The sequence below is a fragment of the uncultured Novosphingobium sp. genome (assembly GCF_964277725.1).
In the GTDB taxonomy this organism is placed as follows: domain Bacteria; phylum Pseudomonadota; class Alphaproteobacteria; order Sphingomonadales; family Sphingomonadaceae; genus Novosphingobium; species Novosphingobium fluoreni.
In genome coordinates this window covers 34,741-43,367 of sequence record NZ_CAXYKL010000286.1, presented here as the reverse complement: position 1 = coordinate 43,367, position 8,627 = coordinate 34,741, and the positions used below count along the sequence as shown (strand labels likewise).

The window sequence follows — 8,627 nt, the reverse complement described above, 5'->3', positions numbered from 1 at the left end:
TGTCACGCCTGTACCGACTGGCAGAGGAAGCAGGCGGGGAGGCGTTGCCGCTTGAGACGGACGGCATTCGTAATGCCGCCACTGATGTTCTGATCGATGAGCTGGTCCCGTCTGGCGTCAAGAAGTCGATCGAGCAGGAAATGGCGCGCTACGGCCTGATCGGTGAAGCTGCGCCTATCAACGAAGCAGGCATTACCCGCGTCACGCTAGACGACGGGTCGGCCGTCTCGTTTCGCGGTCCCGTCAAGCAGCTGACCGCCGCCAATGCGGAGGACCTGCGTAAGGCCGTCAACCGCCTCTACATGAGCGACCCTTCGCGCGCTTCGCAAGCGATCAAGCCAGCTATCGATGATGCGCTTGAGGCTGCTCTTGAGGGCGCCAGCGGGCAAGAGGGTGGCATTGGTCAGACGCTTCAGGCCGCCCGAGCGGCCCATCGCCAGCAGCGCCAGACGTTCAACGCCAAGGACATCATCGACAACCTGATTGCGGTGAAGCGTGGGACCGAAACCGATGTGTTGATGCCTGAGCGCGCCATTGCGCAGGTATTGGGCGCGGGTAAGGACGGTGTATCCAACCTCCGTCGCGTGAAGTCGCTACTGCTGTCGAGCAATACGCCTTCTTCGAGGCAGGCGTGGGCTGCGATCCAGCATCAGGGCCTCGCAGACATTTTCGACAGCGCGATCTCACGCAACGTCAACCACGGCAATGGCCAGATCGGCGATGTGGTTAGCGGTGCCAAGCTGAACAGTGCGATCGAACGCTTCGGGCCTCTCAAGCTGCGCGAGCTGCTGGATCAAGAGCAGTTCAATGGTTTGATGAAGCTGCGCCGGATCATCGGCAACGCCACGATCCCGATCAGCGGGACAGTCAACCCTAGCGGCACCGCGACGAAGATCATCAACTATTTGAAGGCGGGCACCCTCCGGTTTGGTGGCCATATTCCTGGCCTCGGCACGGCGCTGAATGCCGTGGCCGGCGCCGCTGCGAAGGGCAAGGAGATTGCCGCCACCCGCCGTACGCTCGACGGCATCCTGCGCTACGACGGCACGCCCGCATCTGCCCGTAAGATCGACCAGCAAGCGCAGGAGTTTGTCCGCCAGTTCGTCGAAGCAGGCAAGAGCGGCCGCTTTGTCCCGACCAGCATCAACCTGACGGCGCAGCGCGGAGGCAATCAGAATGACTAAGCTCGCCAACCCACGCCCGCTGTGGCTGAACCTTCGCGGCACTCTGCTTGATGCCGGGTACATCTACATCGGCGTGGCAAACGCTGACCCAGAAGACCAGCCGCTCCAGCTGTATCGCGACCCGGCCATGACTGTGCCGCTCAGCCAGCCGCTGCGGACCCTCGGTGGCGTGATCGTGGATGGCGGAACCCCGGTCTACGTTTTCTTCGCGGAACAGGATTACTCGCTGCGGGTACGGGACGCTGATGGCAATCTCATCAGCTATGACCCGTCGCTGTTCCTCGCAAACGTCCAGTATCAGCCGCTCGATAGCGACTTGACCGCGATCGCTGCGCTGTCGACTACCGAATATGGCCGCAATCTGCTGACGCTGGCCAATCAAGCGGCGTTGAAGGCCGCTACCGGCATTCCCGATCCTCTCCCCGCTGCTGGCGGCACCATCAGCGGCAACATCACCCGTTCTGGAGCTGGCGGCCATGCTTATGCAGCGTCAGCCAGCTACCCCGCCATCCGTGTTTTCGGTCCTGAAAACACGACTGACCCGACCAGCCAGCCTGGCGATTTGTGGCTGAAAGCCAATGGCTAAGTTCCGCACATCCTCGGGCTTGGTCGACGTAACGCCGTATTTCCGTACGGGGGCAGGCCTCATCGAGATCACGGTGCCAATGTTTCGCGACCAGTCAAATGCTCTGGTACAGGTTGGGCAATCCGCTGCACCTATGAGCGTGACCATCACGCCTGCGTCTGCGTCGGGCGCTGCCGCACAGAACAGGCCGGTTGATGTCTACACGAACACGCTGATCGCCAAGGTTACGGGAGGCGTTGAGCCGTACGTTTACGCTTGGGTAAGCGACAATTCAGCGGTCGCAGTCGTGAACGGCAACATCAGCGGCGCTTACTTCCGTGCGCGTGTCAGCCCCGGCGATTACGTCACAGCAGGAATTACGCTGACGGTGACGGACGCCAAGGGCAGCACCGTCGTAGCGACGACTACGGCAGATCTTTACAACGATGGAGGCAGCGGTGGCATCATACCGTGACACCGTAAACGACGACTATGGCCGCCCCATCCCCGGCGTTCTGGTCTATGTTTTCAATAAAGACGGATCGCTTGCCACGCTGGACAGTGGACAGGCAAACCCGATTACGACGGACGTTCTGGGCGCGTTTGCGTTCAGCGTGGTCGATGGGGTTTACGCGCTCGAATTCCGGTTTGCTGGCGTTACACGTCGGCAAGACAATGTGATCATCGGCACGCCTGCTGACTTTGTTGGACCCACTGGCCCCGCCAACAGCACCTACCCGACGCTGGCGGCTATGAAGAACGCCCCCGTCACGAACGGCAGCTACATCCTCCTGACGCCATCCGGTCCGGTCACGTACGCCTATGTGAGCGGCAACTTCACCGCGACGGCCGATGACAAGGATGTGGTGGCGCTGAATGGCGTACCGCTGACGACGGGCGCGCTGAAGCGGACCTCTGCGGCGGAGGTGGTGAGCCTGCGCGACTATGTGCGCTTCGTCACGCTGAATGCTGACGGCAAGCCCGACTGGACCACGGCCTGGGCGTCCGCGATTGCCGATCTGGAGGCCAACCCGCGCGGCGGCAAGCTGACGATCCCGATGGGCATTTTCCGGGGCGCGTTCAGCCTCATGAAGCAGGTGCCGGACTTCGAGAAGCGCATCACCGTCGAGGGCGCCGGTCGCGGTGCAACGCAGCTGTGGCCCAACGGCTCGGGTGCCATCATCCTGAACATGGTGGGTCGCAACACGGCCACCGTGCGCAGTCTATCGCTGGTTGCTGGCGACGAATATCAGGCCTATGCCGGCATCGTCCTGGCACGCACCACGACGAGCGACAACTGCAACAACAACAAGTTCCGCGACCTCGAAATTCAGGGCAATTACGGCAAGGCTACGCTTGTCTCGATCGCAGCGGAGAGCGCGGAGTGGCACAATTGCCGCTTCCGGCCAGGTGGTGGATCGTCCGGCATCGCGGCGATCTGGGGTTCTGACACCAACGCCCCGAACGTCCAGCTGGTGGTCCCCGGCGTCACCAACCTGACGCCGCGCAACGCCAATACCGACATCCGCGTTACCAACTGCGAGTTCTATAACGACCAGGTAGGCGACGCGCATACCGTCATCCTGTCGGCCGGTCATTCGATCCATTTCGACCGTTGCGGCTGGATCGCGGCGGCCCGGTCGCATGTGCATTTCTGTGACCCCGTAGGCTCGATCATGGGCGGCGGGACCGAGTTCGACGGCTGCCATTTCGAGGGACAGATTAGCTCTCGCTATTCGGTCGACACGGGCGGCGCAGCGGTCTTTCTGAAGGGCATTGTTGACCGCAACAGCGTTGACGTGACCGAGCTGGGGTCGTTCCTCGACTATGACCGCTCGAACCCGTCCAGCGTGCTGGTCCTCCAGCAATGCGAGTTCCGTCCCGGCGCACCGCTGAGCCAAACGCGGACCGGCATCAATCTGGGCTGCGATATTGCCGATCGTTCGGTGATCGACTGGTCGAACATGGGGCCGGACCATTCGGTGGTGATCTACAGCATCGCCAGCCGCTCGGACGTGACGGCAGCGACGCTTCGCTGCTGGCAGCAGTCGGATAGCCGCATCTGCTACCTGACCTCGGCGCGCGTGACTGCGCCATCGACTGGCACCTATCCGAAGGGCCATTTCGTCGTGAACGCCGGGTCGTCTGGCGTCAACGACACGATGCCGATTGGCGGCGTAGCGGGGTGGATTACGCAGTCTGCTGGCTCGGTGGATCCCGATCCCGGCAGCATGACGATCAACGTCACCAGCGGGTCAGTTCAGGCGACCGTGCCTACGAATTACGGCTTCTATGAAGGCCAGCGCCTGTTCATTCAGGATGTCGGTGCCGTGGTCCTGCGCGCCGTCTCCGGCAATGGCCTGACGCTGATCCTGAATAACCCCGCTGGCGTCACGGGCACCAAGAACGTGAACATCTACGGCGCGGTTTTTGGCCGGTTCACCCCTCTCGGCATCATCGGTGCGATCCAGGCTGCGAGCTTCACGCTCCCGACTGGCGGCACGACCGTGGACGCAGAGGCGCGAACCGCGATCGGGCAAATTCGCACCGCGCTCGTCAACGCAAAACTGATGGCAGGATCGTAATATGGCCAAGGCAGAACAAGTTCTCTCGGAAAGCTCAGACTGGCGGGGCCTGCTGGCCCAAGCGCTTGTGCGGGCACCCAACACGGAGATCGCGGCGGGCATCGCATCGCTTTTGAGCCGGGCTGAAGATCCCGAGGACACCGGCACCGATGCGCCCGTCCCACCTGATGCGCAGTCGGGCGCTACCCCGGCAGGAGAATGAGAATGCACCCCGATCAGCAGAGTGCACATAAAAGCGGCGATTTCCGCAAGATGCTTGAGGCCGCCTTGGGCAGTGCGCCGGACCCGCAAAGCTGGGGCGAACTGAAGGCTGTGCTCGACAACTACGATGCGCGGCAGGTCCAGCCCCTGAGTGGCGGTGGTGGCGGCGACACCCCTCCCCCGAAGCCTCGGCTGCCGTAATGAGGTGGCTGTTCATGGCGCTGGTGGCTCTGGCTTATGCCTTTGCCTTGCACGCTCCTCCCAAGCATCGCAGGGCGGCTACCAGCGTCATGACGGCCATTGCGGGGGCTTGGGCGCTCTATCTGCTGGCATGGTCCCCATGGCCTCCTGCATCGCTTCTCTGGTCGATTGGGCTGCCGCTGGAAAGCGAGCATCTGTGGTCAATCACTGATGCCCTGCTGGGGCTTTCGTGCTGGTCAGCGGCTGGCGGCTGGACTGGTCATTCCGCCGCTTCTGGTGGGGCTGGTCAATCTTCTCGCTGCTGGCGATCCAGCAATGTTTCCACACCGTCCGCGATTTTGGGCTGATCGAATGGGGGGTGTATGACCGCGCGCTGGACTTGACGTTCCTCGCGCAACTGGCCTGCATCTATGCTTTGGGAGGACCGGGTGTCTGGCTTAGGATCACTCATCTTTATGGCGTTTGCCGCGATCTTTTGCGTCCGTCTGGCGCAGCATTTGGAAAAACGCGGTCGTAAGTGATGGAGGAATTGCTTCCCCTCATCTCCAAGGGCTGGACGCCTGGCGGCGCTGGCATTTGGGTACTGGTCGCCATCAGCCTCATCGGCTGGTGGAAAGGCCTGCCTGCCGTCTTGGAGGCGCTCGCCAATCGCCAGTCCAAGGTAGAGGAGCGGATGGGCCAGCTCCTTGAGGACGCCACCGCCCGGTTTACGCGCGAGATCGCAGCGGCCGATGCGCGCCATGAAGCGTGTATGGAAGGGCAGGAGAAGATGCAGGCCGAAGTGCAGCGTCTGAACACCTGCGTCCAAGAGCAGCAGGCCACGATCGAGAGCCTGAAGAAGCAGCTTATCCAAGTGCAGGTCAGTGCCATCCGGGTGGACGGTCAGCCTGCAAGCCCATTGGTCGCGGCTGCCGTGGCGTCGCTGGACCGCGTTACAGGAGCGAAGGAATGAACCGCGCCGCCTTCTATAAAACCGTTCGCGCCCGCCTCGGGCCACTGACCCAATCTCAAGTCGACGGCTTTGAGCACATCCTAAACGCGATCGACAGCGCGCCGCTTTCCCATCAGGCGTACATGCTGGCGACGGCCTGGCACGAAACCGCCAAGACGATGCAGCCGGTGCGAGAGGCGTTCAACCTGTCGGAGGCGTGGCGCAAGAGCAACCTGCGCTACTGGCCTTGGTACGGCCGGGGCTACGTCCAGACGACATGGCAGAAGAATTACGCGCGGCTCGACGCGGAAGCTGCTGCGGCCGGGATGATCAAGCCGGGCGAGATCCTGGCGAACCCTGATCTTGCAATGCGGCCGGACATCGCCGCCTTCGCGCTACGCCGGGGCATGGAGGAAGGCTGGTACGACGCGCAGGGCAAGACGATGGCGCAGCGTCTGCCGATGAAAGGCGTGGCGACCCGCGCGCAGTATATCAACGCCCGCTATCTGGTGAACATCCAGGACAAGGCGGACGACATTGAGGATTATGCGCAGGCGTTTGAGCGCGCGCTTCGGGATGGGGGTGTGATGTGAACCGCCTCCCCCTCCCCGACGCACGCGGCTGGATCGGCATTGGCGTGTTCCTGCTGACCGTCATGGTTTTTGTGATGACCGCCGCTGTCCCCGCCCTTCGCGAGAACGAGTATTTCAAGACGCTCGGCACGCTGGTGGTCGGTGCCTTCATCAAGGACGTGGTGTCGTGGGCCTATGCCGCCACCAAGGGCGGTGGCGAGCTGGCGGAGAAGAACGCGGCGATCGTTGAGCAGACTGCACAGAAAGGAACGAACCAATGAACCTCGGCAAAGCCCTGAAATCCATCGTGCGCGTGGTGAAGGAGAACCCGCAAGCGGCCATCATCGTGGGGACGCTGGTGGCGCCTGGCCTGACGCGCAAGATCGCGCCGATCATTGTGGCGGCTACGACTAAGCCGGTGGAGTAACCCAAGGTTGACCTAAGCGCCGGGGCATGCGATTCTCAGTATTCCACTACAGAGGTTTCGCGTCGCATCGACGTTAAGCCGTCCCCGCTCTACTTCGGCATCGGGCTAGGAGGGTGGCGCTACGGTGTCACCCTCAACCTTCAGCTTCCACAAAAGCATCCAGCACAACACCCGGATCGACAGCATACCAAGCAGAGGTGTTGAGGCAGTTGAACTCAATGATTCGCCAAACGCCGTCCGACAGAGCTAAATCGGCAACGCAGTGACGCAATGGCGTCCATACCCGCAGCGCGTGAGTTGCAGCCTGTACCGCTGCATCAACATGAGCGTCGGTCGTCACGCGGACATGCTGACCGGCGACCTGATAGGTCGATGCCGCGACAGGCTTGCCGCCAACGATGAAGACACGCACCTCGGCGTCAATTCGCTTGGCCGGCGCGGCCCATACCGGCGTATCCGATGCGACATTATCCGGGATGGAAAGACCACCTGTGAAAGCCTTGGCATTGCGCATCGGGCGCGCGTACCAGCCTGCCGGGACCTCGCAAGCTATCGTCCGCCTGCCATCGGCGTTCAGATATAGATTGCCCAGACGGCTCGCCCACGTGTCCGGCGATAGGGCCGCTTCATCCCAGAAAGTCCAGTTGCGCAACGCTTCCGTTTTTGCCGCCCAATGGTGCAACAAGGCGACGGAACCGTAAATAAGGATCGGTGCTCGCCCCTCGGTATCGAAAGTGCGCGGATGGGAAAGCGACACGTCGTATACGTCGTAGCCCCTTGCCGCTGCGGCCATAGCCAAGGGTGCCGTCATCACGGCAACCTCGTCGGCTTGGACGATCACAAGAGGGCGGCTGGTCATTGTGCGGTCTTACCGGCTTTCGCGACTATCTCATACCCCGCGTCCTCGATCGCGCGGAGGGCGGCAAGAGCGCGCTGCTCCTTCTTGTGCTTTACGTGCAATTCGAGTGAGTTGGCTACGCCATAGCTATAATCATAAGTCGCGATCACCTCATCTTCTTTCGTCTGATGATTGTACAGCGTGACATGATAATGGCGTTCGTCATCACTGCTCGTATTGCCAACATCGACGTTGAAGATGGCCTCGCCCACAGCCTCGACCAGCGGGTTATCGGTCATGCTGGCTTCTCCTTATTGTATCTCCTGACGATTGCCTCAGCCAGCTCATGCGCATCGTTGCTCAGTCGCCCCGACATGATGCCATCAACGGCATGCCATAGGCGGTAGCGATCAAGGCGGCTCAATTTGCGGCCTTTACCATCCTCATATTTCAGATGACTACGCCCGCTCGCGATCCAGAGCCTGACGCCGCAGGGATGGGTCGCATAGAACGCATCGCATTTCCAATCTTTGCCCATCGCCAGAAGATCAATGACCAAGCGCGTATATTCGTCACTCGCCTTCGTTTTGCGAACTGCAAGCGACAACGCTGACCCGAACCAAAATGGCAAAGATATCAGAGCAAAAACGAACGACACCACCATGAGAACGATAGAGATTCCGATAAACGCTTCCATCACCCCTCCCCTCCCCCATGCGCGCGGGCGCGGAGGGCGGCACAGATCAGGGCTAGGGCGGGCGTGGCGGCTTGCACAATAAGCTTCCGCTCTACCGCCCATCCGTAGCCTTCGTGCCATGGCAGGTGGTCAATTTCACACCATGCGAGCGACGGATCAGGCGACTTATCGCCTACTGTCCATCCCCACCCCTCCGGCACCAGCGTCATGGCGGCGTCGAGGGAGGCGGTGAACTTAGGAGCAAGCCATTCCCGCGCTCTCGTACCCGGCTTGCCATCTGTAAAAAGCTCTGGTTGCCGCACATTCTGCATGGGAGCCCAGCAGGGATATTCGCCAGTGGCCTCCGCGATCATGCCGTCGATAGACCGATCCGGCCCGGTGAGCTTTTCCACGCGATCCGCGAGCGCAAGCAGTTTATTCATGGTC

15 protein-coding genes are annotated in these 8,627 nt (G+C 61.5%); 11 read left to right on the top strand and 4 right to left on the bottom strand.

The window, feature by feature from the left end; all coding sequences use genetic code 11:
* The 11 genes from ACHWRX_RS16095 to ACHWRX_RS16045 all read left to right on the top strand — a co-directional run.
* Positions 1-1,184, top strand: a 1,184-nt coding sequence (locus ACHWRX_RS16095; protein ID WP_394659957.1) for a hypothetical protein, incomplete at its 5' end; no start/stop codon positions are given.
* Positions 1,177-1,770 carry a hypothetical protein gene (locus ACHWRX_RS16090; protein ID WP_394659956.1) on the top strand — a complete coding sequence of 198 codons (594 nt, stop codon included), beginning with the start codon at positions 1,177-1,179 and terminating at the stop codon, positions 1,768-1,770. The genes ACHWRX_RS16095 and ACHWRX_RS16090, both read left to right, overlap by 8 nt.
* Positions 1,763-2,224: a hypothetical protein gene (locus ACHWRX_RS16085; RefSeq protein ID WP_394659955.1), complete on the top strand. Its 462-nt coding sequence runs from the start codon at positions 1,763-1,765 to the stop codon at positions 2,222-2,224. Before ACHWRX_RS16090 ends, ACHWRX_RS16085 begins: the two co-directional genes overlap by 8 nt.
* Positions 2,208-4,334 (top strand): carboxypeptidase-like regulatory domain-containing protein, encoded by a 2,127-nt coding sequence (locus tag ACHWRX_RS16080; protein WP_394659954.1) that lies wholly within the window; start codon positions 2,208-2,210, stop codon positions 4,332-4,334. The genes ACHWRX_RS16085 and ACHWRX_RS16080 overlap by 17 nt, the downstream gene beginning before the upstream one ends.
* A gap of 1 nt (position 4,335) precedes the next feature.
* Complete coding sequence (locus tag ACHWRX_RS16075) at positions 4,336-4,536, top strand: hypothetical protein (protein ID WP_394659953.1); 201 nt, start codon at positions 4,336-4,338, stop codon at positions 4,534-4,536.
* A 2-nt stretch (positions 4,537-4,538) separates the two neighbouring features.
* Positions 4,539-4,736: a hypothetical protein gene (locus ACHWRX_RS16070; protein WP_394659952.1), complete on the top strand. Its 198-nt coding sequence runs from the start codon at positions 4,539-4,541 to the stop codon at positions 4,734-4,736.
* Between the two features lie 229 nt (positions 4,737-4,965).
* Positions 4,966-5,253 (top strand): hypothetical protein, encoded by a 288-nt coding sequence (locus ACHWRX_RS16065; protein WP_394659951.1) that lies wholly within the window; start codon positions 4,966-4,968, stop codon positions 5,251-5,253.
* Positions 5,254-5,688 (top strand): hypothetical protein, encoded by a 435-nt coding sequence (locus ACHWRX_RS16060; RefSeq protein ID WP_394659950.1) that lies wholly within the window; start codon positions 5,254-5,256, stop codon positions 5,686-5,688.
* Positions 5,685-6,260, top strand: a complete 576-nt coding sequence (locus ACHWRX_RS16055) for a hypothetical protein (RefSeq protein ID WP_394659949.1) — start codon at positions 5,685-5,687, stop codon at positions 6,258-6,260. The genes ACHWRX_RS16060 and ACHWRX_RS16055 overlap by 4 nt, the downstream gene beginning before the upstream one ends.
* Positions 6,257-6,520 carry a hypothetical protein gene (locus ACHWRX_RS16050; RefSeq protein WP_394659948.1) on the top strand — a complete coding sequence of 88 codons (264 nt, stop codon included), beginning with the start codon at positions 6,257-6,259 and terminating at the stop codon, positions 6,518-6,520. The genes ACHWRX_RS16055 and ACHWRX_RS16050 overlap by 4 nt, the downstream gene beginning before the upstream one ends.
* Positions 6,517-6,666 carry a hypothetical protein gene (locus ACHWRX_RS16045; RefSeq protein WP_394659947.1) on the top strand — a complete coding sequence of 50 codons (150 nt, stop codon included), beginning with the start codon at positions 6,517-6,519 and terminating at the stop codon, positions 6,664-6,666. Before ACHWRX_RS16050 ends, ACHWRX_RS16045 begins: the two co-directional genes overlap by 4 nt.
* A gap of 133 nt (positions 6,667-6,799) precedes the next feature.
* Here the strand turns inward: ACHWRX_RS16045 and ACHWRX_RS16040 are convergent, their stop codons facing one another.
* Genes ACHWRX_RS16040 through ACHWRX_RS16025 form a run of 4 tightly spaced genes read right to left on the bottom strand, consistent with a single transcriptional unit; the run spans position 6,800 to position 8,623 of the window.
* Positions 6,800-7,525, bottom strand: coding sequence for an ATP-grasp domain-containing protein (locus tag ACHWRX_RS16040; protein WP_394659946.1), 726 nt, complete (start codon positions 7,523-7,525; stop codon positions 6,800-6,802).
* On the bottom strand, positions 7,522-7,803 hold the full coding sequence (locus ACHWRX_RS16035) for a hypothetical protein (RefSeq protein WP_394659945.1): 282 nt from the start codon (positions 7,801-7,803) through the stop codon (positions 7,522-7,524). The genes ACHWRX_RS16040 and ACHWRX_RS16035 overlap by 4 nt, the downstream gene beginning before the upstream one ends.
* Positions 7,800-8,201 carry a hypothetical protein gene (locus ACHWRX_RS16030; RefSeq protein WP_394659944.1) on the bottom strand — a complete coding sequence of 134 codons (402 nt, stop codon included), beginning with the start codon at positions 8,199-8,201 and terminating at the stop codon, positions 7,800-7,802. Before ACHWRX_RS16030 ends, ACHWRX_RS16035 begins: the two co-directional genes overlap by 4 nt.
* Positions 8,201-8,623, bottom strand: a complete 423-nt coding sequence (locus tag ACHWRX_RS16025; RefSeq protein ID WP_394659943.1) for a hypothetical protein — start codon at positions 8,621-8,623, stop codon at positions 8,201-8,203. The genes ACHWRX_RS16030 and ACHWRX_RS16025 overlap by 1 nt, the downstream gene beginning before the upstream one ends.
* Positions 8,624-8,627: the final 4 nt, after the last annotated feature.

What these genes read in the sequence shown, in the direction of transcription:
- ACHWRX_RS16090 (WP_394659956.1), top strand. Translation starts at nt 1,177, where the DNA reads ATGACTAAGCTCGCCAACCCACGCCCGCTGTGGCTGAACCTTCGCGGC.
- ACHWRX_RS16055 (WP_394659949.1), top strand. Translation starts at nt 5,685, where the DNA reads ATGAACCGCGCCGCCTTCTATAAAACCGTTCGCGCCCGCCTCGGGCCA.
- ACHWRX_RS16045 (WP_394659947.1), top strand. Translation starts at nt 6,517, where the DNA reads ATGAACCTCGGCAAAGCCCTGAAATCCATCGTGCGCGTGGTGAAGGAG.
- ACHWRX_RS16035 (WP_394659945.1), bottom strand. Translation starts at nt 7,803, where the DNA reads ATGACCGATAACCCGCTGGTCGAGGCTGTGGGCGAGGCCATCTTCAAC.
- ACHWRX_RS16025 (WP_394659943.1), bottom strand. Translation starts at nt 8,623, where the DNA reads ATGAATAAACTGCTTGCGCTCGCGGATCGCGTGGAAAAGCTCACCGGG.
- ACHWRX_RS16085 (WP_394659955.1), top strand. Translation starts at nt 1,763, where the DNA reads ATGGCTAAGTTCCGCACATCCTCGGGCTTGGTCGACGTAACGCCGTAT.
- ACHWRX_RS16070 (WP_394659952.1), top strand. Translation starts at nt 4,539, where the DNA reads ATGCACCCCGATCAGCAGAGTGCACATAAAAGCGGCGATTTCCGCAAG.
- ACHWRX_RS16040 (WP_394659946.1), bottom strand. Translation starts at nt 7,525, where the DNA reads ATGACCAGCCGCCCTCTTGTGATCGTCCAAGCCGACGAGGTTGCCGTG.
- ACHWRX_RS16030 (WP_394659944.1), bottom strand. Translation starts at nt 8,201, where the DNA reads ATGGAAGCGTTTATCGGAATCTCTATCGTTCTCATGGTGGTGTCGTTC.
- ACHWRX_RS16075 (WP_394659953.1), top strand. Translation starts at nt 4,336, where the DNA reads ATGGCCAAGGCAGAACAAGTTCTCTCGGAAAGCTCAGACTGGCGGGGC.